The organism is Sporosarcina koreensis, from assembly GCF_042655825.1.
GTDB lineage: Bacteria > Bacillota > Bacilli > Bacillales_A > Planococcaceae > Sporosarcina > Sporosarcina koreensis.
The window spans coordinates 370,044-396,789 of sequence record NZ_JBHSNP010000029.1; the positions used below are offsets into that span (position 1 = coordinate 370,044).

The following is a 26,746-nucleotide window of genomic DNA, read 5'->3' on the forward strand; positions in this document are numbered from 1 at the left end:
CTTACTCAACTAGAGCAGCCGTTGGTTTTAATTTTTACTTCAAGTTAAAAATCCCCTTACCAGTTTCTATATTTATAGGCAATGATGAATGTTCATGAGCTATGATCCAAGATCCATTCACTTTTTTCAGACCATATGTGAACCGATTCGTCAATTGACGAAGTTTCTCACCAGATTCTTCTTGGTAAGCAGTATATATAACAGCACAATGTACAAATGCGAGATGTGAATTCTCTTCAACTACTAGGTTATTAAAGGCAACTTCAAGTAAAACGCCATCTTCACTCAATCCATTAAACCACTCTAAAACGCTTTCCTTCCATGAAGAAATCCCCTTGCTCTCCCAGTTCCCCCAACAATCGTAAATATGAATTTCAGAAGCATACATGGATAAGAATTTTTCAACATTTTTTTCGTAAACTGCTGTTTTATAATTTTCAAGTACGTCTTGGACTTCGAAAAAACCTTCCGCCATTAAGGACATCCCCTTTACTAATTCCCAAATTGTAAGAATGTTACTATAGATGAATTCTATATCAAACCATTTTTTCCTCCTTCAATCATCCTACCCAGTTAGTTTCCTATGGTTGATTGCCTAACCAGCGCCTTTTACAATACCTGCATCATTTACCCGGTAAAGGGTATTCTAATCCGTTAGGAGGGTGATAAAAATGACTTCATTTTGCCCAGAAAGTTGGCCCGAAGATCCGACGCCGGCGAGCCAGGTGAATTGTGAGGAATGCGGTCTGTATAAACAAGGAACACGGATGGTGTGGGGAGAAGGGAATCCGAAGGCGCCTATCATGGTGATTCTCGATAATCCAGGTGCACGTGAGGATCGCGAAGGAAATCCGATGGTTTGCGGGACACGGCAGACATTGCAGCAAGCCGTTCATGAAGTCGGTTTGGATAAAGAACAAATCTACGTAACGTATATCCTAAAAAGAAGGCCCATTCGAAAATACGATAAAGAACGGACCCGTGAAATCTGCATGCACCGCCATTTAGATGAACAGCTGCAGCAGCAAAAACCCGAACTCATTCTATGCCTTGGGAATGTCGCCGTCCAATCCGTCTTCGACAATACCGAAGTGGATGTAAAGGGGTTACGCGGCAGCTGGCATGACGTAAAAGGATATCAAACTGCTGTCGCCTACCACCCGCTTGCCGTCAGACGCCGCCCGAATCTGTATAAATTGTTTTTGGAAGATCTACTTCTCCTGAAGTCTAAAATTGAACATAAATCCAATAAAAATCGCGATTAATTTTCTAAATTGGAGACTTCATCGTTAATAACTTCCTCTATTTCATCGTTTCCAATGGCGCCACTATGGAATGTATTCGTATCACTCCAATAAAGCTGGCGAAATGAAACGCCATTATTGAGTTCAATCTCCAAAAATATTCGATTGCCATCTAACTTGCCCTCATCAATTAATGACTGCACGTCTTCTAGTTTTAATTCATTAAACGCGGCTAAAAACTTATCTTTGGAAGACGGTGAAAATGTATGCAATCTCCTGCCATCTTCGGTACTTTGAATATGGATATTCCTCACCAACTTATCCATAGGATACAGTTCTCCGGCCGTTTTCGCCTTTTTATTCCTATTGGCTACATATACAACATCATTGGCAACGACAATTAAGGAAGTTGGATAGCCTTTAATTTCATAAATGATTGTTCCTTCTTCCAAAAATGTTGCATCACCATTTTGCACTTTGTGATAAGTGCATGCACTACCAGCCATTTTGTAATTCACCTTCCCTAGTTCTCTACCTTTTTCAATCGTTGCATCCGCCGGCTCAGTAAAATCGTTTTCATATTTAATATCACCAATCATGAGCATATCCACCCATTCAATTTCTGCGTCGGGACATCCTTTTGGAGAACTGAATGGACTGCCAGGTGACCCTTTAGAAGAAGTAAAGTTGCTGCAAGATGATAACAACAAAGCGATAAAGGAAATAAAAATCGTATTTCTTAAACTTTCCAAACCGACACCTCCTAGTTATTAGACTCTTGTCTCAACTATAAGTTACACCAAAGTACGAATATTCAGTTCGGAAATTCGTGAAATTGGACGAAGGAATTAAAGAAGGTTGCTGAAAGAAAATAAAGGCACATCAAAACGAACAAACCAGACCATATTAAGAACGCAAATGCAAAATAACTTGGGAGGTTTTCGTAATGAAACAAGGCGCGCATAGCAATTTATATTCCAATCCGAAAACACCGGGAAATCGTCAGGAAGTAAAAGAAGAGATTTCGATGGAATTGGCGGAGCTCGGTAATCTACAGCCGAAGCGTGAGCCGATGACGCCGAACCATCGGGAGACGGCCGAGAGGGATAAATACAAAGGATAACCATAAAAAGCCATGTCTGTGGATAATTCAGACATGGCTTTCCCTAATTCATCGGCTTCATACAAATTTTTTCAGCTGAAACTCTCAGTAATCAAGCTGCCATTCTCTTTCAAATTACAAATAGCTCCATTGACTACATAATTACTCGCTGGATCATCCCGTACAACGATTAACTTATCCAAATAAGGTTGAAGAATCCCGTCCAGCCCTTCTCGTTCCCCTTCAAACTGTTTCGTCCATTTATACATGTTGCGGAGCATTTGAAAGTCTGGCACATACGCACATTCTTCCATCCCAATCACTTGCTTCACATGCCTGCTCAATATCCGGAATTTCCTTTTCCATAAAGGTGGATCGAGCCAAATGATAATATCTGCCATGTCCAAAAGGAGGTGATAAGACGGGCGATATACGCCTTCCGCAATCCAGCTTCCCATGGCATTCATCTCGTGAACGATTTGCATTTGCTCTTCGGGCAGCCGCTTCACCCGAACTCCATCCACGTTATGATAAACAACCGCATCCAATTCAACAAAGGGGAAACCCTTTTGCTTCGACAATTCCTTTGCGTACGTCGTTTTCCCGCTTGCGACTATTCCCATGATGAAGATTTTCATTTTTTCTCAACCCCGTTTTTGGTTCATATCCCATTCCATTGCTTCTCGTTCAATTTGAGCCGCTAATTCGGCCTTTCCATTTATGTACGCTTCAACATCATAAGGGAATTGCTGTGCTAGCTTCTCTTTCAAATCCCCATATGCCTTCGCCCTCTTGGGATGCACCCGAAGAAAGTTCCGAAATGCAAGATGGCGCTCGATTTCCTGAGAGCCACTCTCGTAAATATGGACATGGTGCGTCCGCTCGTCCCCGCCTTTTTGAAAATAGCGGCGGCCCGCAATTCCATTCTCACCCTTCGCTTCGTAGCCAATCACCGCCATCCTTATGTTATATTGATCCATTAGCGAAATATCACTCACGACAGGCATAATGTCAATGATCGGTTTTGCGGACAACCCATGTACGGACGTGCTGCCGATATGGTGGATTTCAATCATCTCGGAGCCAAATATCGCACACAATACCGCCGCTTCCTTTTCAAAATCAATGCTCCATCTTTCGGAAAAAGGCATCACTTCCACTTTCCGCATAGCGCACCTCCATTCATTTACTTATGTCCGTTTTTTATGCCGCTGTTTCTTACTTGAATGGCAATCATATTCACCCACGTAATAATTGGAATAAATATTATTAAAACCATAATTCCTAAACTTTCAAATAAACCTTGAGCGTTTTTAAGGAAATTATAGGCATCAATTTTATATAGTATTAAAAACGCCGAACCCAACATAACTGTATTTAGCAAGAAAGAAAAAACGACTAACCTTGCCCTACTCCATCTCCTAGGCATCGCAAGGCATAGGTACGTGGAAACAATCAAAGAACATAACAAGACAATAATCGAAATTGAATTCATGAACATCCACTCCATTTGCCTAATCTGTTATAAATTAACCTCTATTTATCATTTTTTTAGAGTTCTTGATAATATCATAAACCTCCTTTTCACTAACTCTTCTATTGTCCTCAGAATAATAAATCCCATTTTTCTTTCTTACAAATTTCGAACCAGAGGCAAACATGTAGTACTGTTCTATTTCGAAACCATCCGGCACCTGCGTCATTTGTTCGGGTTGATACAACTGAAACAGCATCACCTTCTCACCTACAGTGAAATGTTCTTGCTTTACGATCTTTACAAAGTTATCTAATCTGCCCCCATCGCGGCGCACAACTATTTCTTCAAAAATCAGGCTTGTTTTCACCTAAGAATTTCACCACTTTTAATACAACGTCTGTATGAACGATGTTGTATCCTATATCGCGTAGTTCCGCCGCTTCCTCCTTTGAAACAAAATCGTTCGTTTCCACGGTAGGCAGTATTTCCTTCACTTCAGCCATTACGACAATCGTTGAATTTTTCACTAGTTCTTCAATTGTCATTTCTTCTGCAGTATGAAAAACAGTAACGGATTTATCATTCTCTTTTGCCTCAACAAAGGTGCTATTCTCACTCTCAACAAGTCCATTTACTTCATTGACATCCCGAAATGTGAAAAACATAGCGATTAGTATTACAACAACAAAGATTGAAGAAATAATCGTCTTGAACAATCCATCCACCCCTTTAGTTGTCATAACCCATCCTTACTTGTATGGTATGCCAAAAATTGTTATAATAATTAAAAAGTTAAGAAGAGGAGGATGGACAATGGAGTTTGAATTAAGCTTTAAGAATCCTGTAGTTCGGGCATGGGTGATTATTATGGTGCCTTCTATCATTATTGCGACGCTTCTCTTGTTTTTGACTGATATCCCTGGGTCTTATATTTCTTTATCCCAGTCTACCGGTTCATGGGCAATTTTCGGTGCTTGGTTTTTATTTCATAAACGAAGAAAAAAATTAGCTAAATGCTGACCTTCTGAAATTTACAATGCCCATCCTTCGTCGTTCCGATCAATGTAAACCCATTCTCTTCGTAATACGCACATAACTTTTGATTATGTGCGACACAATCAAGCCTGATCGTTTTATAGAAGTTTTCATCTATCCAACCCAAAATTTTGTGGCCAATCCCCTTTTTCATAAATTGTGGACAAACTGCCAATCTATGAAGATAGAGAACCTCCGAATTTTCTTCCTGCCTCCAAACATGCTGGTCCCAGTCACTTTGCCGTGAATAGAGCGTAAAAGTAGCTACAATTTCACCGTTCTGACAAGCGACATAGGTGGCGCTATCTTTTATCGCTTGCTGGATTTCGTCATCTTCCCCACCCTCCAATAAAAATCCCCATTGGTTGATGTCATTGTTTTGCAGCCAAGCAGCAACTTCTTTTAGCAAGGCAATTACAGTCTGAGTTTCCTCTTCAGTTGCCTTACGAATTTCATATGTATTCATAATATCTCCCCCATTCTTTTTATGAATTCTCCCTTCAAAGGGTAAATACCTTCATTTCAAATAAAGGAGAAGAAGGATTAAATGTCGAATGTATATTCCCATGGAGGGATGATCATGGGAAATGAATCATTAGTATTGAATAAAAAAAGTTGGGATGAGGTGGCGCCGCGGTTTTTCGGGCGGAATCCGTTGCCTGAGTACGGACCACTTGCGCCTCGCGAAGAAGATTTAAATTTACTTGGCAATGTGGCTGGCATGAAGGTATTGGATATTGGCTGCGGGAGTGGGCATTCTTTGCAATATATGGATTCCAGGGGTGCGACGGAACTATGGGGAGTAGATCTTTCAAAGACGCAAATTGAAACAGCGAAAGAGTTGCTGATGGGCAGCAAAGCGCCTGTTCATTTATTTGAATCGCCAATGGAGGAAAATCCCGGGCTGCCTCTAGCCTATTTTGATATTGTCTATTCCATTTATGCATTAGGTTGGACGACCGATTTGCATCAAACGATAACAAATATACATGACTATTTAAAACCGGGCGGCATTTTCGTTTTCAGCTGGGAGCATCCATTGCATAGCCGCGCAAGCTTGGTAGGTGAAGAACTTCATTTCAATAAGTCCTATCACGAGGAAGGCGCTTATGAACACGAAGCTTGGCATGCTCCCGCAATCATGCAGCAGTATAAAGTGAGTACATATATTAATACATTAATTGAGTGTGGATTCGAAATCATGAAGGTCGTCGAGGATGTTTCGTTGACGAAAGAGGATCGGGAAAGACATGCGAATCGGTGGTATTCGTATGAGAAGGCGAAGATGATGCCGACTACGTTGATTATTAAGAGCAGAAAGAAGGGTTAATCGGTTTAGTAATAGATGTAACGAAATACCCGAATTTCCGTCTGATGGATAAAGGGAGCGATGTCAATGAAGAAATGGAGTATGCTCATTTTCATTTCGATTTTGCTAGTAGTATCGGGTTGCCGGCCATCAGCTTTTGGTGGTCAGGTTGTAATTGATTGGGTTGACTTTATCCATATTGACGGAAAGGAATATGACGGAATCCATTCCGGAGTTTTAGCCGACGAAAGTTTTGTTGGAGACAAGGTTGGCACAGTTAAATTTAAAGTGGCGGACAATGTAAAAAATACAAGTTACAAAATCAGAGACGGTGATGCTGCTTTCCATGAGAAGGGAACTGAAATCTTTCAAATAAAGGATCATCCGCATTTAATAGCCGTCAAGAACGATCGCGCCATCAATGGATATCGAGTTTATTTTTCAAGAGATAATGATATTGAATACCATTGGAATTTCAAAGATATGCCAATTGAAAAAGTCGAGAGGATTGAGATTTACCAAACTGATCCTCCAGCAGGCAATATAATGATTTCTAAGTTGACAAAGGACGAAGATGTTAATAGCTTCCTTCAACTATTAGTGAATAGCGAAGAAAATCCTAATTTCCAGCCAAACAGAGGAAATGCAGATCCTATTTTTTATGAAATGATTTTTTATACTGATGAGCCAATTGCGTATAAATATTATATGCAGTTTGATGGCGAAACTTATTTTTGGAGTCCATGGGATACATCAATCATATCTAATGAAATCCAAATGTTTATTGATAGAAACTGAATTTGACTCAAAATAACTGGCGCATATCCATACCCTGGATTCGCGCTTTTTTAATTATAGGATAGCTGTTGGCAATGCGGGCAAAATATCATGTAAATCTTCAAGGAGGAATGGACGTGAGAATGCGGATTTTATTACTAGTCACTCTCCTCTGTTTTCATTTTTCATCAATCGCAAGTGCAGATGCCCCATTAACAGCTGCATTTATCCGTGATAATCAGTTATGGATCAAAATGGACGGGCAAGAGGTACACCTTACAAAGGACCGTTATGTATATGCTCCTAAATGGTCCTATGACGGTCGCTTCATTGGATTTATTGAAGGGGATGAGAAAGGTGAGAAATCGGATTTATTCATTTACGACACAAAGGAAAAAGAAATCTACCAAAACTATGTTAATTCCGCCACGTCGGACTTTAAATGGGCTCCGGATAAAAATCAGATAGCTTACACGGATCATGGTCTTTTAAAGGTGACAAAAATGAAGAATGGCCGACCGTATGGATTTGAAAATGTTTCTTTAGGTGTGAGTGGCTTTGAATGGTTTCCGAACGGTAAGGAATTTATCGTTTCCGCATCGTCCAACCTACTCTCTACTGGATGGAGCCCTATCCCACTTTATAGAATTCCGGTAGATGCAAATCTTGATAAAGATAAAATGAAGCCTTTTTATACGATTCAAACTGAAATTCCTGACTTGTTTGGGGTTAATGCCGATTATTTCAAGTGGAGTTCTGACGGGAAATGGGTTAGCTTTTTAGTAATTCCTACCGCCTCTTGGTCCATGGATAGCAATACATTAAGTGTTTTATCATCAAAAGGAAAACAATTTCAAGCAGTGGAGAAAATGTTGGGATTTCAAGATTGGTTCAAATGGGCGCCTTCCGCCAATGAACTAGCTTATATATCCGGCGAGGGAAGGTTTTTTGTCGAAAACAAGAAAATGACGATTGCCGAAATCCCAATACTTAAAGAACAAAAAGAATATACACCTAAGGGATTTGTAGACCTTGATTTGGAATGGTACTCAAAGGATTCCGTGATTGTGGCGCGAGCACTAGAGAACAAAGAGTGGAAAATAGGCCCTGTCCCAACGATGTTCACATCACTTTACTCTATAAACATAAGAACAGGAGAACAAAAACAAATTACATTTCCAGGGAAGAATGAAATTGATGAAAACCCTCAAGTTGTCGGACCTTACCTCACTTGGTTGCGGAAGACGGACGGGCAAACTACAGGTGATGTATGGGTGAAAAATACGTTAGACGGACAAGAGCAGATATGGCTTAAAAACGTGAATTATACCCCAACGTTTTTTACATCAAATCAGAACCCTTAACGTTCAGCCATTTAATATATCGTACATTCATTCTCACCCTGAATTTCTTTCACAGAATCAGCGATCCGCGCCAGCGTGTCGGGCATTTCCACGTCAGTCGCTTCTTGATGGACGCCTAGCAAGTATTGCAAGTTGTTTTTTTCGAAGACATAAAATTGAAAGTTAAACGATTCAAAATGGATGCCTTTTCCGCCATATTGAAGCACATACTCTTTGCCATCGAATATCAACTTATTATGAACTGGCCGAATATCAATTTTGAATATGTTCCTTCTCTGATCTTCATTTACAAACATAATTCCAAGATTGTCATTCGTCTTGTAGCGTTTATCTTCATAGAACCTTCCAAATTGATGTGTGAATGAAATAGGTGGCACCATTTCGGGCAGCTCCACCTTACAGTGGAAATGGTTTTCAAATTCGTTAACTGCCTGTTCAATGGATGTATATCCGAATTCTTTATATAATTCATCGAAAGAAGGAGGTGAATTTTGTTCGGCTGCAGAAATTCCTTTATTCGAAAGTAAAATAACGATAACAAGTATCAATTGGTAAAGTTTCTTAGTCATTGTATCATTACCTCCTCTACACTGTTAGCGTTGCTAAAAGGAGCAAAAGTATACAATGAACCTCTCCACTTAAATTTCTCGACCGATAACTGATTTTTTTCTTATAGTTGGGAAGGATAATGTTGAGGTGGTTTAGTCATATGAAAATATTAATTACATCAATTATCACTATTTCCTTTTTGTTTATTCATTCAACCCAAGGATACGCGCAACCTAAAGAATGTCCTGTGTTAAGCGAATTAATGCAAACATCAATCAAGGATAGAAAAGAGGTAATTGAAGCGTTAAATACTCTAATACCAAAAACTTATGGAACGGGTTTAGACGAATATCCTGGAATGTATACTGAGTGGAATGTAGTAACCGCCAAACCTTTTCCCAAAACAGTTGGTAATAAAGATGAAGAAGATTATTTTGGAATGGCAAAAAACTTTTGTGGTAAAGAAATTGCTGAAAAGTCATGGCTTGTACGCCTCCATTTTCCAAAAGCACCTGGAGCTGACTTAGCACAAGGGCAAATATTTATAGCCAAAAATAAGGAAAAGGGATGGTTTGTCTGGTTTCGATATCATTAACCAATATTCCACACAAAAACGCCTATGCCTAGGCGTTTTTCATACTTCCTATATTTATAAGCCAATTTACTGCATCCAGCAGATTGACTGCAATATAATCCGGCTCTATGTTAGCCCATGTATGTCTGTAATGCGTTAGGGAACTTTCACCCCACCCGGTCAAAACTAGAATTTTCTTCGCACCGACTGCATGCGCTGCTAACATATCCGTCGACCCGACATCGCCGATAAACGCGGTTTTTAATAGATCTAATCCATGCTTTTCCGCGGCTTTCCGAAGTAGACCGGGACTTGGCTTATGGCAATCGCACCCATCCGATGAGCCATGCGGGCATATGAATGCATCATCAAAACCAAACGCTTTGAATTCATCGTAAAAGTCTTCGACGCTCGCCTCTCCTTTGCTGATCCGGTGCTGGTTTGTGCAGGCGAATGTCTTGATTCCGTTTTCTTTCAATAGTTCAAGAGCTTCTTTGCTAAAAGGATAGGGAGTGAAATCTCTTGGGTGGATGAAGTGTCCAGTTCCGCCTATTGTTCCATCACGGTCGATAAAGACTGCATGCAAGTTTTTCAGTTGGCACACCCTTTCATATTAATCACCCTTCACCGTTTGCCCATAAGGCACAGTCATCAGCTCCAACTCAAGCTGTCGGCCATCCCTAATTACGGTAAGCATAATCATTTTGTTAGGCTTTGTTTCTGAAACGATGATTTCCACATCATCATAAGATGTAGTTTCGAGGCTGTTAACATGAGTGATAACATCACCAACTTCAACTAACCCGTCTGCAGGAGTATTCGGCTGGATTTTGACCACTTTTGCCCCAGAAATGCCACTTGGATTCGTCCGATGCAGAACGCCAATCCAGCTTCTCCAAAAGCGTGAGCGCAAATCTTCATTTCCTTCATAAACATTTTTCAAATTCCGCATAAACTGATATGTGCCAAACGCCATATTATCCGCTTGCATCATTTCGAAATCACCCGACCACATGCCTGTATATACAATTGCCACGACAGATCCGCCATCTTGCGGCGTGATTGTCCAAGTAGTCCGTTCCTTGTCCTCCCCTTCAAGGACAAGCTTTCGGTTCTCCTCAAGCTCAATAATTGTGCCGACATAGCTGACTCCCCAGCCATAATCGAGACTAACCGTCCCCCAAATACGGATATCTAGCTCACAATGCTTCGTTTCCCAACGATTCCGTTCTTCAGGAATCGTCAGCGCCTTCCATACCTTTTCAGGAGAGGCCTTGACAAAAATCTCCCTTTTCACTGAATCAATGACTTTCTCCATCGCTTTCTCCCTCCAAATACGTTTTCAACTTCATCAACTTGCTGTCCAATACGCTTCCGATCTCCTGTTGAAGCTTTTCATACTGGTCCTTGAAATTGTCCCGTTTTAAACGATAGACTCGGTACCTCCCCTCTTTCCTTTCCGCCACCAAATCTTCTTCGACTAAAATCGCAAGGTGCTTCTTTAAGGCTGGCTGTGAAATGGTGAATTGATTAACCAATTCAGACTGCGTATATTCATGCAACGACAATAATGTTAGTATTTTTCTTCGTGTGGGATCTGCAATTGCCCGATAAATATCCGTCATTTCTAAGCCTCCAAATCATATAACCATTTGGTTATAAATGAAGCGTAGCAAATCGCACAACTGATTGTCAATAAAAATCAGACTATTGATTAAAGATTCCTTCCAACGGCTTCCAAGGATAGATGGTCGCTTCAAATTTCTCAGCAATCACCGCGGGGTCATTTTCAGCAAAGTGCTGCGCCTCCGCCAGGCTATCCACTTCAAGTATAATCATTCCGCCAGTATGATCCGTGAACGGTCCACCTGCAATCAAAATCCCTTTCGCAACCGCTTCCCTGACATACTCCCGATGCGGAACAAGCCCTTGCTCCCAAAACGGCTTCCCTGCTTCCCAAGCCTTACCTGTCGTGAAATGAATGACGAACTTCATTCAGAATTCCCCCTCTCCATTTGCTACCATTCTATTTCGACGCCAATTGGGATAGTACCTCCTGTGTAAAGAGGAATGCGGATGGATGAGAAATTTGGTTATCACCACTCAGACAGGGTTTATCACCGCTTAGGGGGAGATTATCACCGCTTGGCGGCACTTTATCACCACTTAGACAATGTTTATCACTGTTCCACCAATACAAGGGCAAATCTTAGTTTGTCAAAGGCATTTGGCGCGACAGCGGCAATTTGTGGAAGAAATATGATTCCGCGTAACTACAATCGCGGCAACACACCGTTAGTATCAACATGCCAACTCGCGCCAAATGCCTTTCAGCAATCAACAAGGACGTTCGACGAAAGTTATGATTGAATACGGGTGGATTTTGCGCAAATTTGAGCACGTTATGCGCGAATCAGGAGGAGTTATGCGCATCTTTGAAGGAGTTATGAGCAGTTTCGAACTAGTTTTGCGCATTTCAGGACTATAGCCCCGTCAAAAAAACATGCACACAGCCCCCACTGTGTGCATCCCCATACAATCTATCAACTATAAACAGGCTTATCCTGTAGGCGCAGCTTGAAATCTAAGTGGGCTGTGTAGAAGTCAGTTTCCAACCCTTTTTCCGCCCCATCATGCTTCTCCAATTTCGTAATGAGCGTTCCGCGCACCCCATTGGCCACGTCGTTGTCCAAGTATTGATTCCCTTCGAAGAATACTTGGGAAATCAACGGATCGCCGTTTTGCGGCTTGAAGAGGAAGTGGAGATGGGCCGGCCGGAATGGATGGGAGTCAATCCATGTCAGGAACTTGCCTGTCGGACCGCCTGTCGGAATCGAGTAATCGCCCGGGACGATCGTTTGGACTTCGAACTTTCCGTTCTCGTCCGTGAACAGCACCGCGCGCAAGTTTTCGGCTGGAATCCCTTCCGCGAATCCTGAGTACTCCCCGTTCGAATCCGCCTGCCAAATGTCCACTTTCGTATTCGCCAGCGGGTTGCCGTCTACATCCGTTACAGTTCCGCTAAAGAAGAACACATCGCCTTTCTCATCGTCTCGCTTCGGCATGACGCCTGGATTTTCGATTTCCGTCGCATTTTCAAGATAAAACGGCCCGAGAATCGTAGGCTCTGTCCCTTCTACGTTTTTATACATTTCCTGAAGGGCGTGCGTTTCGAAGAACACATCCATGAAAAGTGGAATTTCACCAGCACGTCCAAGTTCGTCCGCCCAATTGACGAGCGCTTGGTAATCATTATGATCGAGCTCATGCTCCCGAATTAATTCCTTAAACTTAACGACCATTCCATTGTAAACATCCACCACTTTTTGATTCATCTCTTCATCCTTTCGATAATTGTTTTTATTAGTATTCCCTTGCGTAATGGAAGATCTTCTCCACATCCATCTCCATGCCATAGCCTGGTCCGCTTGGGACTTTTAACCGAAAATCTTCATAAGAAATCGCATTTGCCGTAACCGTATCTGTGAATAAAAGCGGGCCGAACAGCTCCGTGCCATACTTCATTTCAGGGATTGTTGAATAGAGATGCGAGGAAATGGCTGTGCCGAGCGACGATTCAATCATCGTTCCGCCGTACAGCGAAATGCCCGCCGCTTCCGCAATGGCCGCCACCTTTTTCGTCGCAGTCAGTCCGCCAACGTTTGCGGGCTTAATGGAAAACACATTCCCCGCACGATACTTCGCCACTTGATACACCTCTTCAAGCGAACTAAGGGATTCATCCGCCATAATCGGCACCTTGAACCTTGTCGTAAGGCGTGCCATCCCTTCCTTATTCCAAGCAGGCAGCGGCTGTTCAATCAAATCGATGCCGCCATCTTCCAACGCTTCGATGCAATACATCGCCGTCGTCTCGTCCCATGCTTGATTGACATCAACCCGGACGCTCGCCTCGTCGCCGACAGCTTCCTTGATCTTCAGAACGTGGGCGACATTCCGTTTCGGTTCGCCCATGCCGATTTTCAACTTGAAAATATTATGCCCTTTCGCATGCAAGCTTTCCTTCGCCTCTTCAATATCTCTTCGCGTATCCCCGCTCGCAAGCGTCCATGCGACAGGCAATGAAGCGTGGATCTGCCCGCCGAACAATTCATGGACGGGAATCCCCCTTGCCTTCGCTGCCAGCTCGACGATTGCCGCTTCCACCGATGCCTTCGCAAACGTATTGCCGACGACATGCTTGTTGACGGTATGGGAAATCGAGTCGAAATGGGCTGCATTCCGCCCGATGACGAGAGGCTTTATATACTTTTCGATATTCATTTTGATCGCTTCCGGCGTTTCCGCACAATACGAAGCACCGCCGATCGTCGCGACTTCCCCCCAGCCTTCCAGCCCACCCTCCCCGGTCACGCGGACGAGGATGATCGTCTGCATGACAATTGTATGCATCGCAAGCTGATGCGGACGGATTGTCGGAAGGTCGACGATGAGGACATCGAGCGTTTGGATGTTCATTGTCCGACCCCTCCCTCGACGAAATACGCTTCCGTACTTTCCCGGACTTGCTCGATCGTTACGCCTGGCATGAGCTCTGTCAGGATGAGCTGTTCATTCACGACAGAGAATACCGCCAATTCCGTAATGACCATATCGACGCTGCGGGTAGACGTGATGGGGAATGTACATGCTTTCATCAGCTTGCTTTTGCCGTCTTTCGTCAAATGGGAAGTCGTCACGATCACTTTTTTGGCACCTACAAGCAAATCCATCGCGCCGCCGACCCCGATAATACTTCTCCCCGGGATGGCCCAGTTGGCGATGCGTCCGGTTTCATCGACTTGAAGGGCGCCGAGGATCGCAACATCAACATGCCCGCCACGGATCATTCCGAATGATTCTGCACTGCTGAAAAACGAAGCACCGACCCGTTCGCCGACCGGCAATTTCCCTGCGTTCACTAAGTTCGGGTCCTCTTCCTCCACATCCGTAACGCCTAACAAACCGTTTTCCGTATGGAAGTGGATGAGATCATCATCGATATACTTCGCGACGAGCGTCGGGATACCGATGCCCAAGTTCACGACAGAAGGACCTTTCAGTTCATTTGCAGCACGCCTCGCAATCAGCTCTTGTACATTGTTTTCGATGGACGACACCTTCCTTCGTCAGGATTTTCTTGGCAACGAGAAGCTTGTCGACGAATAGATGGGGCGTGACGATTTCTTCCGCGGACAGCTCTCCTGCTGCGACAATTTCATCCACTTCCGCAATGACGAGATCCGCGGCGGTCGCCATGACCGGGTTGAAATTCCGGGCGGTCTTATAATAGATAAGATTGCCGAGCGTGTCCGCCTTATGCGCGCGAATCAGCGCCACATCTGCCTTCAATGCCTGCTCGAAAACATACGGTTCCCCATTGATTTCCCGTATTTCTTTTCCCCGCGCAAGTTCCGTTCCGACACCGGTTTTCGTATAGAAACCGCCGATTCCCGCGCCGCCCGCACGCATTGCTTCTGCAAGCGTCCCTTGGGGCAGTAGCTGCAGTTCGATTTCCCCTCGCTGATACGCTTCGCCGACTTCCCGGTTGCTCGTAAAGTAGGAGCCGATCGCTTTACGTATTTTCTGCTGACGGAGCAGCACGCCGAGCCCTTCACCCGCTTCGCCGAGATTATTACTGATGATCGTGAGCCCTTCGACATCTTTCTCCGTTAGGCCTACAATCAATGTGAGAGGCGCACCGACGAGGCCGAATCCGCCTACCATGATCGTCATCCCGCTTTTAATTGCAGAAAGGGCATTTTCAGCCCGTTCATAGACGATGGCCATGTCAGTGGCCCCCTTCCCGCAAGGAGTCGCTAACCTCGAACCACGCCGGAATGCCCGCGGTCAACAGGCAGATGAGACCGACTTCCGCCAACTCGCCTTCGGTCGCCCCATTCGCCCGGGCCTTCTCCATCCATTTCCCCGCTTCCGTTCCTTGGAGCCCGGAGCTATAGATGCCGACCATTAAAAGGAATTTCATCTTCGCACTGACGACTCCTCTTACTAACAGCAAATCGTTACACAGTTCCTCCGGCGCCTTCAATATATTTGATACAAACCATGCATCCTCTTCATCCAAGATGGAAATGAAATAGCTCAATATGTGCTCGTTACAAACACCGTAAGGCACCTGCCCCTCCGGCAATCCATTCAAGGAACGTGCGTACTTAACCGCTTTGATGCCGGTTTGCATCGACTCGAGTCCGCCATGCCGGTACGCGACAAGCAAGTACTCAATAAGCTCCGGAATGGTGGCGCCTCCGTCGATGGCACCTTTCGTATGGTAGACCATGCTCCGTTCGTAGCATCTTGCGGCATTGATTCCGACAAGGAGAAGGTCTTTTTCTTTCCGGGATAAAAGCCCGTCCTCCATAATGGCGCTGCGCAAGCTCGTGTAATGATCCAGCGCGTCCGGCCTGTATTCATGCATTTTCACAACCCATTCCGGTACTGCGCCATACACTTCCTTGAAGTAAGCCAAACCTTCACTCATCCAAGATCACCCCATCCAGGAACTTCCGGATTTCATCTAAAATAGCTTCCTGTTTCTCAAAGACCATCGTGTAATGATTGGAATCCGAATTGAAAGTCGTTAGTTTCGTGGTATGTTTTTTCGTCTCTTCGTAATCGGCATCCGTGAAGAACGGCGGGAACGACCCGATTCCCCCGTCCGCCTGGATAAGCAGCGTCTTGCAAGCGATTCTCCCCATCACTTTGATCGGATTGAAAAAGTCAAAGCTTGCGAAATCCTCTTCTATATTTTCATTCGCGGACTTGTGCATCCATCCGTTGCCAGTTCCATGGATTTCGTACTCCACGATTTCCTGGACGGCATCGGTCCATTTGATGCCGAGTCGTTTGTACAGCTGCTTCAGCTCCTCGACATACGCCCGCTTCGATTCATACGTCTTCCGAAGCCTTCCGAGCGACGGCCTGACAATGTCATGTTGGCGTCCCGACATCCGCGCTGCGCCGTCCAGCAAGATGAGCCCTTTCACGGACGGCAATTCGCTTGCCACAATTGCGGAGATGAAAGCGCCCATTGAATGGCCAAGCAAAATCGGATCCTTTATTCCCAAGACGGCAATCAATTCTTCGACGTCTTCCGCGTGGGAGAAGATGGAGGGGACGTCATCCATCCCCGAGCTGTCTCCCCTTCCCCTTAGATCGCAGGCGATGAACCGATAATCGCCTTGTAAGGCTTCAGCAAAATGAAGCATATTTTTATGTGTCCCGGTCAGTCCGTGCAGCGCGATGATCGTCCCCTTTTCGCCCGGGTGATCAACGATTTGCAAATAACGGCCACCGAGCTCTACCCTGTATATCCGCTTCGTCATTCTTTAAAATAGCTCACGTCATCCGGATTGACCCATGTGTCGTTCGTCCAGCCGTTCAGGTCATAGTCGTTCAAGCATTCCTCGGCGAACTTCTCGAATTGGTCCGCCTGCCCGCTCATATTGGCAACGACCAAGTTTTCAAGCCGGATGTTCTCGTGGTTGCCGGAGTAATTGCGCTCATACAGTTCATGCCTTCCGCCATATTCAGTCCCGATGGCATCCCATAGCAATTTGATGAGCTTGATTTTCTCCTCAGCCCCTACGCCGTACGAGCCGCGGTATAGTTTATCCAACAGCGGACGTAATTCAGGGTTTGCGAAATCTTTTGCACTGGACGGCTGCGCGATCAGGCTTCCTGCAACGACGTTCTCTATGATTTCCTTCACTCGCGGCCACCCTTCAGACATGAACATCCGGTAAGCGAGGCCGTAATTCAAGTTCGGCAGCTTTGTCCCATTCCTCCCTTCATCCGGGTTCAACGCCATCGCGTCGCTAAGCGCCCAGAACATGTTCTTCCAAGCAAGCACTTCGCCGACATTCACTTGGACGCCGCGGAATTGGTCGCACCCGTTCATCTTGACGGCTTTCAGCAATAAACCTGACATGAAATCAAGCTTCACAGCGAGCCTTGTCACGCCGTGGAATGTGAATCTGTGCAAGAACCCGCTATCCGCAAAGAAGCTGTTCGCCTTCTCCACGTCTTTGTAAATGATGATGTTTTCCCAAGGGATGAGCGCGTTGTCGAAAATGAGGACCGAGTCGTTTTCATCGAATCGGCTGCTCAATGGGTAATCGAACGGACTTCCCATGACAGCTGCATTCATCTCATACGAAGCACGGCTGACAAGCTTCACGCCCGGCGTGTCCATCGACGCCACGAAGACGAGCGCGAACTCCTCTTTCGTAATCGGCGCAGCCCCGTAATGGGCGACGAAATTGTAGTTCGTCAATGCAGACCCCGTTGCGACCATCTTCGCCCCGCTAACGATGACGCCTTGCTCGGTCTCCCCGACAGCTCTTACAAAAATGTCGGCAACTGCATCGAGCGGTTTATGCCTGTCCACCGGCGGATTGATGATCGCATGGTTGAAGAACCAATTCCGCTCCTGCGCCTCTTTGTACCATCTGCGCGCATTGTCCGCGTATTTCCCATAGTAATCCGGGTCCGCGCCGAGCGTTGCGAGGAATGCCGCTTTGTAATCCGGCGATCTACCCATCTGGCCGTACGTCAGCCTTGCCCATTGCGCAATCGCGTCGCGCGATTCCAGCAAGTCTTGCGAACTCTTGTCCACACGGAAATACTTCTGCGTGAAGCCGCCATTCCCCGTATCCGTCTCAACCGTCAGAACATCTTTCGTCTTTTCATCATGCAGCGCATCATACAATCGGGCGATCGAGCGAGCAGCATTCCGGAATGCCGGATGCGTCGTCACATCCTTCACCTTCTCGCCATGCAGCCAAATTTCCCGTCCATCCTTCAAACTTTCCAAATACTCCTTGCCCGTCAAAGGCAATACCGTCTTCTGTTCCTGTTCAACTGGCATGTATTCACTCCTCCTTGTCCCATTACACCTATACGTATGCCTGCCTCATAGGAAAAATGCCGAAGTGAGTGAAAAGAATGGTTCCATTAAAAATGGCTAGCTTTCAGGCAAATGTTGCTGCCGAAAAACTAGCCATTCATATTAGCGATGAGGTGCCACTTTCGTGAACTTCCCGCTATAAAAGGCGAGAGGTTCCCCATCTTCGTAATTAAACCGAACCACTTTGCCGACAAACAGGACATGATCACCGCCATCATACTCCGCCCACGGCTCACATTCCAAATAGGCAAGCGACTCTTTGATCCGCGTGCCGTCCCATTCGAATGGTGCGGGATCTTGCGTTTTTCCTGCAAAATGCATCGCCGTGTCCTGCTGGTTGTCACGTAAAATATTGACCGTGAATTGATTATCCTTCAAATAAGGCAACGCCTTCGTCCTCCGATCCACCGACACAAGCACAAGCGGCGGATCAAGCGAAACCGACGTGAAGGAATTCGCCGTCAACCCATGTTTCCCTTGCTCATGCGCACATGTCACGACCGTCACGCCCGTCGCAAACCGCCCGAAGCAATTCCGCAGCTCCCGTACATCCATCGCCATTTCAGTCATTCGTCCATCTCCTTTCCTATTGTTTTATATTTATCATTTTCACAAATGGACAACTCTATAAACAGTTTACTATATGCAGTGTGTGGAGGGGCATATGCCCTGGTTTGTGTTATCACCGACTTTGGCGAGTTTATCACCGACTTGAGGAGGTTTACCACCGACTCTCGAGGGTTTACCACCGACTCTCAGCGCTTTACCACCGACTTGGACGAGTTTACCACCGACTCGCCATTTTTCACCGCTTAGACATGGTTTATCACCGCTTATCAGCACTTTATCACCACTCAGCACAGCTTTATCACCGCTCACGGAGGGTTTATCACCACTTGCCCATTGTTTTACTAGGCTTGTCACTCACTTATCGAAGTTTGTCACGACTCTAAGGGGGTTACCACCGATTTTCGGCACTTTACCACCGATTCCACCAATTCCCCATGCAAAAACGCTGATTCCCAAAAGGAATCAGCGCCTATCTATCATACTAATATCATCCAAAGAACCATCGTAACAACAATCGTCGTAACACCTTGCAACAAAGTCGCCATCGTCTGCGCCTTATACGCATCCGTCACTTTCATGCCGCTGAACTCCGTAACGACCCAGAAAAAGCTGTCGTTCACGTGGCTCACCGTCATTGCACCTGCGCCGACCGCCATGACAACTAAAGCCAATGGAATTGCACCTTCGATTCCCATCGCCGGAAGCAGCGGGGCAACCAAAGTTGAAGTGATGACCAAGGACGCAGTGGAAGAACCTTGCGCCGTTTTCAATGCTGCTGCAATAAAGAACGGAACGAGAAGGAAGAATGCGCCGCCGGCTAGTGCATCAAAATTCATTCCACCGATCAAATCAGCGACACCCGAATTCGAAATGACTTTCCCGAACGCACCGCCAGCTCCTGTGATGAGCAAAATCGGTGCCGCTTCCTTCAATCCTTCCCCAATCCACTTCGTCAACGTCTCTTCATTCCAGCTTGGCAATAGAAGGAATGCCGCCAACACACCGAATAATAACGCAACAGACGGAGCCCCTAAAAACTGAAGGAAGTTATTGAAACCGCCCTCGTCCAACGTCAATTTTGCGACGGATCCGATACCGATGAGGACAATCGGCAACACAATCGGTAGGAATGCTTTGAACGTTGATGGCATTTGGCCAAACGACTTAACGATTTCATCATAATCGAGACCGTTATCTTCCACATCTTCCGGCACGGAAATTTTCGATCCGACTTTCACTGCCCATAAATAGCCAACAACAACCGCCGGGATGGCGACGATTAGACCGATCAGAATAATCGTGCCCAAATAACCTTCCGCACCGATGTTGCCCGCCGCAGCAATCGGCCCAGGCGTCGGCGGCACTAACGTATGCGTTGCATAGAGCCCCGTCGCAAGCGCAACCGCCATCGAAGCAATCGCCACTTTCGCCCGCTTCGCCAATGCTTTCTTCAAGCTTGATAAAATAATGAATCCTGAATCACAGAATACTGGAATCGAAACGATATAGCCGATAATGGACATCGCCAATTGAGGACGCTTCTCCCCGATCAGGCGCAACACAACTTCCGCCATCCGATACGCCGCTCCCGATTTCTCCAAAATGACACCGATGATCGTACCCGCCACAATGACGAGCCCAATTCCCTTCATCAATCCCCCGAAGCCTTCGTTCACGTTCTCAACGACAGTCAACAGCGGCATGCCGGACGTGATGCCGACGAAAAACGCACCCGCTAACAATGACAAGAACGGATGGACCTTGAACACCGCCGTTAATACAACGATGAGGATAACACTCAACACTATCATTGCAACTAACATTCCCTACACCCCTTTTTCTATAATCAATTCCATTACCTTTTTCGTCTTCCTCCGCAAATGTTCGTAAGCATTCGCAATCGCATCTTCCACGGACACATTTTCGTCCATGATCGCATGGACTTCCGTAAACAGCGGCGTCAATGCATCGCGGCTCTCTTCATCCACAGCACCCGAAATGAGGATGACCGGCTTCCCTTCCCGATGCGCCACTTTAGCAATACCGAAAGGCGTTTTACCGGAAAGCGTTTGTAAATCCGTTTTCCCTTCGCCAGTGATGATCAGATCCGCATCTTTCGCCTGCTGCTCAAATTCGATCGCATCGAGCACGACATCGATCCCCTGCCGCATTTCACAATTGAAAAACGCCTGGAATGCGCCTCCCGCCCCGCCGGCAGCACCCGCACCTTCCATTGAATGAAGGGCAATTCCCGTTTTTGTTTCAATCGCGTCGGCGAATTTTCGCAAATTCCGGTCAAGACTGTCCACGTCAGCCGGAGTCGCCCCCTTCTGCGGACCGAAAATAGCCGAGGCACCCTCGCTTCCGACAAATGGATTTTTCACATCACTTGCTATCAAGAACTCACTATTCGCAATGCGTTCATCCCAGTTCTCACTGTCTATCGAGTAAATATGCTGAAGGCCGCCTCCCCCTTTCGGCAGTTCAATCCCTTCTTGATTCAACAAACGCAAGCCAAGCGCTTGGAGAATTCCCGCCCCTCCGTCATTCGTTGCGCTTCCTCCGAGGCCGATAATGAATTTCCGGTAACCGTTATCCAATGCATGGGCGATCAATTCACCTGTGCCGTAAGTTGATGCGACATGCGGATTTTTTTCATGTTCCTGCAGCCTCATTAATCCAGAAGCCTCAGCAATTTCAATTGCGACCGTCTCTCCGTCCCCGAGTATTCCATATGTCGCGGAAATCGGTCTGCCGAGCGGATCTTCAACTGTAATAGAGACATATCTTCCTCTTGTCGCATCGACCAAACTTCTCATCGTGCCTTCTCCGCCGTCCGCTGCCGGTAGCAGAACCGTCTGGATCTCAGGGTTGATGTCCCGGATTCCGGCGGCAATCGCCTCTGCAGCTTCGATAGCTGTCAAACTTCCTTTAAACGAATCAGGTGCCACAATCACCTTCATGGGAAGCACCTCCAATAATAGTAAAATCAAATACGCCTCGGCGTATTTGCGTCCGGATTTTTATCGAGCCCGCTCGATAAATACACTTAAAAATCCGTGACATCCGCCGGAGGCTTTAACTTAATCGGATGCCAATCTGATTAAGTTAAAACGCTTTCATTTAATTATATGTTTTGAAAACCAAAATACATTATACTTGATGTATAAGTTTTCTATGAAAATGAAGATAGTTTTTATACATGGGGGTGATTTTTTGATTACGAAGAAACTGGCAGAAGAAATCGTGGAGCAGACGATGTTCAGGTTGGACAGGAATTTGAATGTGATGGATACGAATGGAATGATTTTGGCGTCCGGGGAAAAAGAGCGCATCGACCGCATCCATGAAGGGGCCGCACATGTCGCTAAAACGAGACGACCGCTTTGGATAGAGGATGAGAATACATCGGATTGGCAAGGGGCAAAGCCTGGCGTGAACATGCCCATCTATTATAAGGACCGATTGATAGGCGTCATCGGCATTACGGGCAATCCGAAAGAATTAAGAGACATCGCAACGCTCGTTCAATTGACGACCGAGATGATGGTCCACCAAGCACTCATTACATCGGAGTCTGAATGGAAGCGGAAGATCAAGGAGCTCGTATTCGAAGAGCTGATCGATAATGGTCCGCTTTCACCGATTGTCATCGACCGGCTTGCTTTATTGGAATTCAATATGACCGGACCTTATTTGACGCTATTAGTGCAAACAAATAATTTGCCTGCATCTCCTCAGCGGTTAATTGAAACGATGGAAGAGCAGTTCGAGAGAAACACAGCTCTGATCGGCCACTCACAGTTGAATGAGTTGTTCATCGTTCTATCCGACGTAAAAATGTCCGTGCTTGAGTTGAAACTGCAGAAAATCCTTTCTTTATTCCAAAAGGACTCCTCCGTCGAAATCGGCGTCGGTTTGCCTGTCAAAAACTTGGAAGGCATCTCCCATTCGTATGAAACAGCGAAATACGCAATCCAGTACGGGCATTCGGATGAGTTAATCCATTACTACTATGATGACATCGAACTGATCGCCCTCTTGAAGAGCTGCCCATCCCAATTGAAGGAACGCTTTGCCAGGCGGATCCTTGCCTTATTGAATGAGCAGCTCATCGAAACATTGGAAGCATTTTTCGAACACGACCAAGTGATCGGCGAAACGGCAGCTGCTCTGGCCATCCATCGCCACACATTGACCTATCGATTGCGAAAAGTGAAGGAGCTGACATCATTGGACCCGACCCGATTCCGCGATGCGGTTCTGTTCCACATTGCTTTGCTAGTGAGGGATGAGTGAAGGGGGATTTTTGACGGTTATCACCGCTTAACAAGTGTTTATCACCGTTCAAAGCATGTTTATCACCGCTCGGGCCGACTTTATCACCGCTTAGAGCATGGTTATCACCACTAGCATGGACTTTATCACCACTTGGCCATTATTCACCACTTTTGATGGCAGTTTTTTCGCAAGGGCTAGGTTTATCACCGACTCAGATAAATTTATCACCGTGAGCCTACAATTAACCTTCAAAAAGGAAAAGCAATGCCCGTTAATCGGTGCATTGCTTCAATCCGTTTCTATTAATTGAAATATCCCGTCATCCATCGAAATGCGAAAATGGCCGCTATAACAACGGCAGATCGACCGAGACTTTTAGTAGAAATCTTTTCTTCCTTCCTTCCCCGTGCAATCAAAAGACCAAAGATTAGCAAAGCAGTTGGGAAGAGTGTAGTAAAAACAATAGGTTTGAATAAATTGGCCAAAAGGGGAGGCACGCCCCCATTTGTGTCAAAAAAATAAACAGTTACGATTGTCACGAGAGCGATAGATCCCAGTATGCCTATCAGCCATTTTGCGGTTGAGTAATTCATTATCATTACCCCTCATTCATCGCTTCAAATAGTTCCTGTCGGGCATTTTCAATGAGTTCGAGCTTCTCTTTCTTAATGGATTGGCCATACTCTTGCATTGTTTTACGGCGTTCATCAATTAGATCCGACAAGGCGAACTGCGTCTCGTTGTCGATCAGATCCTTGTCTCGCAGTATTTTTACAGCCATTCTTAAATTACTGCTTTCTTCTGAAGTGAAGTCAAAGTAGTTGGAATGAAGTTTAAGAACTTGATCATTCAAGCGTATCGTATGATTGTTAATATTGATTCCATGCACTGCCTTTTGGTTTAATTCGCGAACGACCGCATTCGCTTCGGCTAGCATTGATTGGAATGTTTTTTGAAAGTCGACTCTCGATCTGACGTTGGCATATTTCCCGTTGCCTTCTTCTGCTACTTTCTTCAATTGCTTTTGTCCTTCACTATCTAAATTGAAACCTAATACGTTCACTTCGGCTTTCAGGTCGAAATTCGCTAATTTCTTAGCTTCCTCCACCGGATTTCCGCCGCATGTTTCCACGCCGTCACTGACTACAAAAATCATGTTCTGTGTAGTGGCAGAGGCCATTACCCGTAGATCTTCCCCGCCGGCTTTAATGGCCGCAGCAAGGGGCGTCCATCCAGCAGCATCGAATTGGGACAAAGCTTCATTAAATGAATTTTCCTCGTAAAAATCCGGGCTGTAAAAAAGCTCATTGCTTGCACAGGACATTCCTTTATCTGCAGTCGAACCCGTTCCCTCATGTCCATAAACACGAAGGGAAACGATGGATTCTTCCGGAAGCCCTGCACCGAAACGTTTTACTGCATCCTTCGCCAGCGCCATCATTTGCTCGCCGTCGACATAGGCTTTCATGCTGCCACTCGCGTCAATCAAGACTGAAATGTTCAATTGCTTCGTTTCTCTCTTATCAATTCCATATTCCCCGTAGTCCGGTTCAAAGTTAATGAGCGGATCATGGACGCCTGAATAATCCATTGCATACCATTCGACAATGCCGTTAAACATCTCTTCAACTGTCAAATTTCCGACCGGGAAATCATCCATCGCCGCAAAGTCTACTTTTGTCAATTTCCCTTTTGCAGCCACTTGGATTTCTTCCATCTTTTCTCCTACTCCTGAAGCGATGATGTCAACTGCTTCGGTAGGCGCTGGTTGGAACTCCGGTACATCCTTGGCCCCCTCTGCTCCAACTTCCTCACCCTCCGGTGAATTCACTTCCTCCGCAGATCCCTCAATATCCTTTAATGACTTGTCGTCACTATTGCATCCTGCAACTAGTAAAAATAAAGAAGCCATTGCAGTTAGTAATAACTTTTTCACGGTGAGTTTACCTCCAACTTCGTCGTGCAAGTTTACTAGGCTACTTACACTTATATGTATATGATTACCATTTCAATTTTCTATTGTCAAAAAAGGGCACATGCGCTTGGGGCATCTAGCAGGATAATAAGGAATAGGCATAAAGGCTTCATCGTTCATGTATACACTTCTGATGATTGCTTATCTGTCACCTCCGAGTGAAAAAGTATGATTAATTTCATGCTAATAAGGAGCAACGCACCTTAAGATAGGTCTTTATCTTCTTTTTTCACCTTTACATCTAAATATCTTTAACTAAGACTATCGGGTATTGAATTTGGTTTGGTTGGAATAAAAAAACCCTTATTGACTTACTAAGAGTCCATAAGGGTAAGATTTAGTTCATCAGCTCCATGATCACAAGGAAAACCCCTGTGAGGAAGAGCGCAATATGGCCGATGCAAATTCTCGGGAACAGCTTCGCGGATGGTTTGATGGCGCATGATTTGAAAGCGAGAAAGGGCTTTTTCAAACTACTTACCCTTTCAATGCTTCCTGTACAGCAACCGTATCGAAGCCTAAAATCCATTTGCCGTTCAATTCGGTTTGTGGAACGCCCATTTGGCCAGTTGTTTCCACGAGCTTCCGACCTGCTTCTTCGTCCTCTTGCACATTCACTTCACGGTATGGGATATTTTGTTCATCCAAATAATTTTTCATCATTGTGCAGTATGGGCATGTATTCGTAGTGTACACTGTAGCTGTATTTGACATTTTCATCTCTCCTTTAGTTTTGATTACACTATTATGATATACCCCTGATAGGTATAAATGCAAACATACGGATTATACGGAGGTAAGTAACTATGAAAGTAATTCCAGTTGGGATTTGGGGCGGTTATCCGAAAGCGAATGGCGCCACTTCATCATTTTTGATTGAACATGACGGGTTTCATTGCCTCGTCGACTGCGGAAGCGGCGTGCTCGCTTCCGTGCAAAATTACGTACCATTGGAAAAGCTGGATGCGGTCGTAATCAGTCATTATCATGCCGATCATATCGCGGACATCGGCAGTCTACAATATAGCAGGCTCATCAATTATTATCTCGGAAACCCATCGCGTGTGCTGCCGATTTACGGGCATGACCAAGATGGGGAGAACTTCGCAAAACTGTCGCATAAAGAGCAGACAATCGGCGTCGCCATCAAGGAAACGGATGTTGTCCAAATCGGACCATTCGAAGTGACATTCTGCGAAACGGTCCACCCCGTCTATTGTTTGGCTATGAAATTCACAGTGGACGGCCGTTCCGTAACATTGACCGCAGATACGGAATGGACTGACAAACTTGTGGAATTCGCAAGCGGAACGGATCTTTTGATCAGCGAAGCGAATTTGTACGAGGAGCATCTTGGGAAAGCACCGGGGCATATGGCGGGCAGCGAGGCAGGGAAACTTGCGAAGCTGGCGCGCGCAAAGCGGCTCGTGCTAACACATCTGCCTTTGCATGGTGACATAACGGATATTTTGAACGCAGCGAAAGATGTTTTTGTAGGAGATGCCGAATTGGCAGTTGTCGGGAAGTCATACGGGGTTTGATTACCAAGACTTCCTGCTTGTA

Annotated in this window: 35 protein-coding genes; 10 read left to right on the top strand and 25 right to left on the bottom strand. The window is 45.5% G+C overall.

Annotation, left to right across the window (positions count from 1 at the left end; translation table 11 throughout):
* Positions 1-34 precede the first annotated feature (34 nt).
* Positions 35-475, bottom strand: coding sequence for a YybH family protein (locus ACFPTP_RS17575; RefSeq protein WP_381447515.1), 441 nt, complete (start codon positions 473-475; stop codon positions 35-37).
* 196 nt (positions 476-671) lie between these two features.
* On the opposite strand from ACFPTP_RS17575, the gene ACFPTP_RS17580 reads away from it, so the two are divergent.
* Positions 672-1,265, top strand: a complete 594-nt coding sequence (locus ACFPTP_RS17580) for a uracil-DNA glycosylase (protein ID WP_381447517.1) — start codon at positions 672-674, stop codon at positions 1,263-1,265.
* Here the strand turns inward: ACFPTP_RS17580 and ACFPTP_RS17585 are convergent.
* Positions 1,262-1,996 (bottom strand): hypothetical protein, encoded by a 735-nt coding sequence (locus ACFPTP_RS17585; RefSeq protein WP_381447520.1) that lies wholly within the window; start codon positions 1,994-1,996, stop codon positions 1,262-1,264. The genes ACFPTP_RS17580 and ACFPTP_RS17585 overlap by 4 nt on opposite strands.
* Before the next feature lie 194 nt (positions 1,997-2,190).
* Here ACFPTP_RS17585 and ACFPTP_RS17590 point away from each other — a divergent pair, with 194 nt between their 5' ends.
* The gene (locus tag ACFPTP_RS17590) at positions 2,191-2,367 is read left to right on the top strand and encodes a hypothetical protein (RefSeq protein WP_381447522.1); all 177 of its coding nucleotides are present in this window, start codon (positions 2,191-2,193) and stop codon (positions 2,365-2,367) included.
* 71 nt (positions 2,368-2,438) lie between these two features.
* On the opposite strand, the gene ACFPTP_RS17595 is transcribed toward ACFPTP_RS17590, so the two are convergent.
* The 4 genes from ACFPTP_RS17595 to ACFPTP_RS17610 form a co-directional block, all read right to left on the bottom strand.
* Complete coding sequence (locus ACFPTP_RS17595; RefSeq protein WP_381447524.1) at positions 2,439-2,984, bottom strand: P-loop NTPase family protein; 546 nt, start codon at positions 2,982-2,984, stop codon at positions 2,439-2,441.
* Positions 2,985-2,990: 6 nt separating this feature from the next.
* Positions 2,991-3,515: a GrpB family protein gene (locus ACFPTP_RS17600; RefSeq protein ID WP_381447526.1), complete on the bottom strand. Its 525-nt coding sequence runs from the start codon at positions 3,513-3,515 to the stop codon at positions 2,991-2,993.
* A 360-nt stretch (positions 3,516-3,875) separates the two neighbouring features.
* Positions 3,876-4,190: a hypothetical protein gene (locus ACFPTP_RS17605; protein WP_381447529.1), complete on the bottom strand. Its 315-nt coding sequence runs from the start codon at positions 4,188-4,190 to the stop codon at positions 3,876-3,878.
* The gene (locus ACFPTP_RS17610; RefSeq protein WP_381447532.1) at positions 4,168-4,563 is read right to left on the bottom strand and encodes a hypothetical protein; all 396 of its coding nucleotides are present in this window, start codon (positions 4,561-4,563) and stop codon (positions 4,168-4,170) included. The genes ACFPTP_RS17605 and ACFPTP_RS17610 overlap by 23 nt, the downstream gene beginning before the upstream one ends.
* A 73-nt stretch (positions 4,564-4,636) precedes the next feature.
* On the opposite strand from ACFPTP_RS17610, the gene ACFPTP_RS17615 reads away from it, so the two are divergent.
* Entirely contained in the window at positions 4,637-4,843 is a 207-nt protein-coding gene (locus ACFPTP_RS17615; RefSeq protein ID WP_381447534.1) for a hypothetical protein, read from the top strand.
* On the opposite strand, the gene ACFPTP_RS17620 is transcribed toward ACFPTP_RS17615, so the two are convergent.
* On the bottom strand, positions 4,833-5,324 hold the full coding sequence (locus tag ACFPTP_RS17620) for a GNAT family N-acetyltransferase (protein ID WP_381447536.1): 492 nt from the start codon (positions 5,322-5,324) through the stop codon (positions 4,833-4,835). The genes ACFPTP_RS17615 and ACFPTP_RS17620 overlap by 11 nt on opposite strands.
* Before the next feature lie 114 nt (positions 5,325-5,438).
* Between ACFPTP_RS17620 and ACFPTP_RS17625 the strand changes: the two genes are divergently transcribed.
* The 3 genes from ACFPTP_RS17625 to ACFPTP_RS17635 all read left to right on the top strand — a co-directional run bounded on the left by ACFPTP_RS17625 (position 5,439) and on the right by ACFPTP_RS17635 (position 8,308).
* Positions 5,439-6,188 carry a class I SAM-dependent methyltransferase gene (locus ACFPTP_RS17625; protein WP_381447538.1) on the top strand — a complete coding sequence of 250 codons (750 nt, stop codon included), beginning with the start codon at positions 5,439-5,441 and terminating at the stop codon, positions 6,186-6,188.
* Between the two features lie 66 nt (positions 6,189-6,254).
* Positions 6,255-6,965, top strand: coding sequence for a hypothetical protein (locus ACFPTP_RS17630; RefSeq protein ID WP_381447540.1), 711 nt, complete (start codon positions 6,255-6,257; stop codon positions 6,963-6,965).
* 116 nt (positions 6,966-7,081) lie between these two features.
* Positions 7,082-8,308 (top strand): eIF2A family protein, encoded by a 1,227-nt coding sequence (locus ACFPTP_RS17635; protein WP_381447542.1) that lies wholly within the window; start codon positions 7,082-7,084, stop codon positions 8,306-8,308.
* Between the two features lie 11 nt (positions 8,309-8,319).
* Here ACFPTP_RS17635 and ACFPTP_RS17640 read toward each other — a convergent pair whose 3' ends face one another.
* A complete protein-coding gene (locus ACFPTP_RS17640; protein WP_381447545.1) occupies positions 8,320-8,877 on the bottom strand; it encodes a carbon monoxide dehydrogenase in 558 nt (185 codons plus the stop codon).
* 140 nt (positions 8,878-9,017) lie between these two features.
* On the opposite strand from ACFPTP_RS17640, the gene ACFPTP_RS17645 reads away from it, so the two are divergent.
* Positions 9,018-9,452, top strand: a complete 435-nt coding sequence (locus tag ACFPTP_RS17645) for a hypothetical protein (RefSeq protein WP_381447547.1) — start codon at positions 9,018-9,020, stop codon at positions 9,450-9,452.
* A gap of 28 nt (positions 9,453-9,480) precedes the next feature.
* Here ACFPTP_RS17645 and ACFPTP_RS17650 read toward each other — a convergent pair whose 3' ends face one another.
* The 4 genes from ACFPTP_RS17650 to ACFPTP_RS17665 form a co-directional block, all read right to left on the bottom strand.
* Positions 9,481-10,026, bottom strand: coding sequence for an HAD-IIIA family hydrolase (locus ACFPTP_RS17650; protein ID WP_381447769.1), 546 nt, complete (start codon positions 10,024-10,026; stop codon positions 9,481-9,483).
* Positions 10,027-10,044: 18 nt separating this feature from the next.
* On the bottom strand, positions 10,045-10,749 hold the full coding sequence (locus ACFPTP_RS17655; RefSeq protein WP_381447549.1) for an SRPBCC domain-containing protein: 705 nt from the start codon (positions 10,747-10,749) through the stop codon (positions 10,045-10,047).
* The gene (locus ACFPTP_RS17660; RefSeq protein ID WP_381447552.1) at positions 10,733-11,056 is read right to left on the bottom strand and encodes an ArsR/SmtB family transcription factor; all 324 of its coding nucleotides are present in this window, start codon (positions 11,054-11,056) and stop codon (positions 10,733-10,735) included. Before ACFPTP_RS17660 ends, ACFPTP_RS17655 begins: the two co-directional genes overlap by 17 nt.
* An 82-nt stretch (positions 11,057-11,138) precedes the next feature.
* Positions 11,139-11,426 carry a YciI family protein gene (locus tag ACFPTP_RS17665; protein ID WP_381447554.1) on the bottom strand — a complete coding sequence of 96 codons (288 nt, stop codon included), beginning with the start codon at positions 11,424-11,426 and terminating at the stop codon, positions 11,139-11,141.
* Positions 11,427-11,507: 81 nt separating this feature from the next.
* On the opposite strand from ACFPTP_RS17665, the gene ACFPTP_RS17670 reads away from it, so the two are divergent.
* Entirely contained in the window at positions 11,508-11,801 is a 294-nt protein-coding gene (locus ACFPTP_RS17670; protein ID WP_381447556.1) for a hypothetical protein, read from the top strand.
* Between the two features lie 173 nt (positions 11,802-11,974).
* On the opposite strand, the gene ACFPTP_RS17675 is transcribed toward ACFPTP_RS17670, so the two are convergent.
* The 10 genes from ACFPTP_RS17675 to ACFPTP_RS17720 form a co-directional block, all read right to left on the bottom strand.
* Complete coding sequence (locus ACFPTP_RS17675) at positions 11,975-12,847, bottom strand: dioxygenase family protein (protein WP_381447559.1); 873 nt, start codon at positions 12,845-12,847, stop codon at positions 11,975-11,977.
* Positions 12,795-13,910: a muconate cycloisomerase family protein gene (locus ACFPTP_RS17680; RefSeq protein ID WP_381447562.1), complete on the bottom strand. Its 1,116-nt coding sequence runs from the start codon at positions 13,908-13,910 to the stop codon at positions 12,795-12,797. Before ACFPTP_RS17680 ends, ACFPTP_RS17675 begins: the two co-directional genes overlap by 53 nt.
* A complete protein-coding gene (locus ACFPTP_RS17685; RefSeq protein ID WP_381447771.1) occupies positions 13,907-14,542 on the bottom strand; it encodes a 3-oxoacid CoA-transferase subunit B in 636 nt (211 codons plus the stop codon). Before ACFPTP_RS17685 ends, ACFPTP_RS17680 begins: the two co-directional genes overlap by 4 nt.
* The gene (locus ACFPTP_RS17690; protein WP_381447564.1) at positions 14,496-15,221 is read right to left on the bottom strand and encodes a CoA transferase subunit A; all 726 of its coding nucleotides are present in this window, start codon (positions 15,219-15,221) and stop codon (positions 14,496-14,498) included. Before ACFPTP_RS17690 ends, ACFPTP_RS17685 begins: the two co-directional genes overlap by 47 nt.
* 1 nt (position 15,222) lies before the next feature.
* On the bottom strand, positions 15,223-15,930 hold the full coding sequence (locus ACFPTP_RS17695; protein WP_381447567.1) for a carboxymuconolactone decarboxylase family protein: 708 nt from the start codon (positions 15,928-15,930) through the stop codon (positions 15,223-15,225).
* Positions 15,923-16,774: an alpha/beta fold hydrolase gene (locus tag ACFPTP_RS17700; RefSeq protein WP_381447569.1), complete on the bottom strand. Its 852-nt coding sequence runs from the start codon at positions 16,772-16,774 to the stop codon at positions 15,923-15,925. Before ACFPTP_RS17700 ends, ACFPTP_RS17695 begins: the two co-directional genes overlap by 8 nt.
* Positions 16,771-18,318, bottom strand: coding sequence for a 4-hydroxyphenylacetate 3-hydroxylase family protein (locus tag ACFPTP_RS17705; RefSeq protein WP_381447571.1), 1,548 nt, complete (start codon positions 18,316-18,318; stop codon positions 16,771-16,773). The genes ACFPTP_RS17700 and ACFPTP_RS17705 overlap by 4 nt, the downstream gene beginning before the upstream one ends.
* 141 nt (positions 18,319-18,459) lie before the next feature.
* Positions 18,460-18,927: a flavin reductase family protein gene (locus ACFPTP_RS17710; protein WP_381447573.1), complete on the bottom strand. Its 468-nt coding sequence runs from the start codon at positions 18,925-18,927 to the stop codon at positions 18,460-18,462.
* A gap of 476 nt (positions 18,928-19,403) precedes the next feature.
* Positions 19,404-20,750, bottom strand: a complete 1,347-nt coding sequence (locus ACFPTP_RS17715) for a GntP family permease (protein ID WP_381447575.1) — start codon at positions 20,748-20,750, stop codon at positions 19,404-19,406.
* 3 nt (positions 20,751-20,753) lie between these two features.
* Positions 20,754-21,890 carry a glycerate kinase gene (locus ACFPTP_RS17720; RefSeq protein ID WP_381447578.1) on the bottom strand — a complete coding sequence of 379 codons (1,137 nt, stop codon included), beginning with the start codon at positions 21,888-21,890 and terminating at the stop codon, positions 20,754-20,756.
* 253 nt (positions 21,891-22,143) lie between these two features.
* Here ACFPTP_RS17720 and ACFPTP_RS17725 point away from each other — a divergent pair, with 253 nt between their 5' ends.
* On the top strand, positions 22,144-23,226 hold the full coding sequence (locus ACFPTP_RS17725; RefSeq protein ID WP_381447580.1) for a CdaR family transcriptional regulator: 1,083 nt from the start codon (positions 22,144-22,146) through the stop codon (positions 23,224-23,226).
* A 580-nt stretch (positions 23,227-23,806) separates the two neighbouring features.
* Here ACFPTP_RS17725 and ACFPTP_RS17730 read toward each other — a convergent pair.
* The 3 genes from ACFPTP_RS17730 to ACFPTP_RS17740 form a co-directional block, all read right to left on the bottom strand.
* On the bottom strand, positions 23,807-25,144 hold the full coding sequence (locus ACFPTP_RS17730; RefSeq protein WP_381447582.1) for a vWA domain-containing protein: 1,338 nt from the start codon (positions 25,142-25,144) through the stop codon (positions 23,807-23,809).
* Positions 25,145-25,520: 376 nt separating this feature from the next.
* Complete coding sequence (locus ACFPTP_RS17735) at positions 25,521-25,655, bottom strand: hypothetical protein (protein WP_381447584.1); 135 nt, start codon at positions 25,653-25,655, stop codon at positions 25,521-25,523.
* A 5-nt stretch (positions 25,656-25,660) separates the two neighbouring features.
* Positions 25,661-25,897: a glutaredoxin family protein gene (locus ACFPTP_RS17740; protein ID WP_381447587.1), complete on the bottom strand. Its 237-nt coding sequence runs from the start codon at positions 25,895-25,897 to the stop codon at positions 25,661-25,663.
* Between the two features lie 92 nt (positions 25,898-25,989).
* Here ACFPTP_RS17740 and ACFPTP_RS17745 point away from each other — a divergent pair, with 92 nt between their 5' ends.
* On the top strand, positions 25,990-26,724 hold the full coding sequence (locus ACFPTP_RS17745) for an MBL fold metallo-hydrolase (RefSeq protein ID WP_381447589.1): 735 nt from the start codon (positions 25,990-25,992) through the stop codon (positions 26,722-26,724).
* The last annotated feature ends 22 nt before the right edge of the window (positions 26,725-26,746 follow it).

Excerpts from the sequence above, each read along its gene's own strand:
- ACFPTP_RS17575 (WP_381447515.1), bottom strand. The coding sequence starts at position 475 with ATGGCGGAAGGTTTTTTCGAAGTCCAAGACGTACTTGAAAATTATAAA.
- ACFPTP_RS17580 (WP_381447517.1), top strand. The coding sequence starts at position 672 with ATGACTTCATTTTGCCCAGAAAGTTGGCCCGAAGATCCGACGCCGGCG.
- ACFPTP_RS17590 (WP_381447522.1), top strand. The coding sequence starts at position 2,191 with ATGAAACAAGGCGCGCATAGCAATTTATATTCCAATCCGAAAACACCG.
- ACFPTP_RS17595 (WP_381447524.1), bottom strand. The coding sequence starts at position 2,984 with ATGAAAATCTTCATCATGGGAATAGTCGCAAGCGGGAAAACGACGTAC.
- ACFPTP_RS17600 (WP_381447526.1), bottom strand. The coding sequence starts at position 3,515 with ATGCGGAAAGTGGAAGTGATGCCTTTTTCCGAAAGATGGAGCATTGAT.
- ACFPTP_RS17610 (WP_381447532.1), bottom strand. The coding sequence starts at position 4,563 with ATGACAACTAAAGGGGTGGATGGATTGTTCAAGACGATTATTTCTTCA.
- ACFPTP_RS17615 (WP_381447534.1), top strand. The coding sequence starts at position 4,637 with ATGGAGTTTGAATTAAGCTTTAAGAATCCTGTAGTTCGGGCATGGGTG.
- ACFPTP_RS17620 (WP_381447536.1), bottom strand. The coding sequence starts at position 5,324 with ATGAATACATATGAAATTCGTAAGGCAACTGAAGAGGAAACTCAGACT.
- ACFPTP_RS17625 (WP_381447538.1), top strand. The coding sequence starts at position 5,439 with ATGGGAAATGAATCATTAGTATTGAATAAAAAAAGTTGGGATGAGGTG.
- ACFPTP_RS17630 (WP_381447540.1), top strand. The coding sequence starts at position 6,255 with ATGAAGAAATGGAGTATGCTCATTTTCATTTCGATTTTGCTAGTAGTA.
- ACFPTP_RS17640 (WP_381447545.1), bottom strand. The coding sequence starts at position 8,877 with ATGACTAAGAAACTTTACCAATTGATACTTGTTATCGTTATTTTACTT.
- ACFPTP_RS17645 (WP_381447547.1), top strand. The coding sequence starts at position 9,018 with ATGAAAATATTAATTACATCAATTATCACTATTTCCTTTTTGTTTATT.
- ACFPTP_RS17655 (WP_381447549.1), bottom strand. The coding sequence starts at position 10,749 with ATGGAGAAAGTCATTGATTCAGTGAAAAGGGAGATTTTTGTCAAGGCC.
- ACFPTP_RS17660 (WP_381447552.1), bottom strand. The coding sequence starts at position 11,056 with ATGACGGATATTTATCGGGCAATTGCAGATCCCACACGAAGAAAAATA.
- ACFPTP_RS17665 (WP_381447554.1), bottom strand. The coding sequence starts at position 11,426 with ATGAAGTTCGTCATTCATTTCACGACAGGTAAGGCTTGGGAAGCAGGG.
- ACFPTP_RS17670 (WP_381447556.1), top strand. The coding sequence starts at position 11,508 with ATGGATGAGAAATTTGGTTATCACCACTCAGACAGGGTTTATCACCGC.
- ACFPTP_RS17675 (WP_381447559.1), bottom strand. The coding sequence starts at position 12,847 with ATGGCATGGAGATGGATGTGGAGAAGATCTTCCATTACGCAAGGGAAT.
- ACFPTP_RS17680 (WP_381447562.1), bottom strand. The coding sequence starts at position 13,910 with ATGAACATCCAAACGCTCGATGTCCTCATCGTCGACCTTCCGACAATC.
- ACFPTP_RS17690 (WP_381447564.1), bottom strand. The coding sequence starts at position 15,221 with ATGGCCATCGTCTATGAACGGGCTGAAAATGCCCTTTCTGCAATTAAA.
- ACFPTP_RS17695 (WP_381447567.1), bottom strand. The coding sequence starts at position 15,930 with ATGAGTGAAGGTTTGGCTTACTTCAAGGAAGTGTATGGCGCAGTACCG.
- ACFPTP_RS17700 (WP_381447569.1), bottom strand. The coding sequence starts at position 16,774 with ATGACGAAGCGGATATACAGGGTAGAGCTCGGTGGCCGTTATTTGCAA.
- ACFPTP_RS17705 (WP_381447571.1), bottom strand. The coding sequence starts at position 18,318 with ATGCCAGTTGAACAGGAACAGAAGACGGTATTGCCTTTGACGGGCAAG.
- ACFPTP_RS17710 (WP_381447573.1), bottom strand. The coding sequence starts at position 18,927 with ATGACTGAAATGGCGATGGATGTACGGGAGCTGCGGAATTGCTTCGGG.
- ACFPTP_RS17715 (WP_381447575.1), bottom strand. The coding sequence starts at position 20,750 with ATGTTAGTTGCAATGATAGTGTTGAGTGTTATCCTCATCGTTGTATTA.
- ACFPTP_RS17720 (WP_381447578.1), bottom strand. The coding sequence starts at position 21,890 with ATGAAGGTGATTGTGGCACCTGATTCGTTTAAAGGAAGTTTGACAGCT.
- ACFPTP_RS17740 (WP_381447587.1), bottom strand. The coding sequence starts at position 25,897 with ATGTCAAATACAGCTACAGTGTACACTACGAATACATGCCCATACTGC.
- ACFPTP_RS17745 (WP_381447589.1), top strand. The coding sequence starts at position 25,990 with ATGAAAGTAATTCCAGTTGGGATTTGGGGCGGTTATCCGAAAGCGAAT.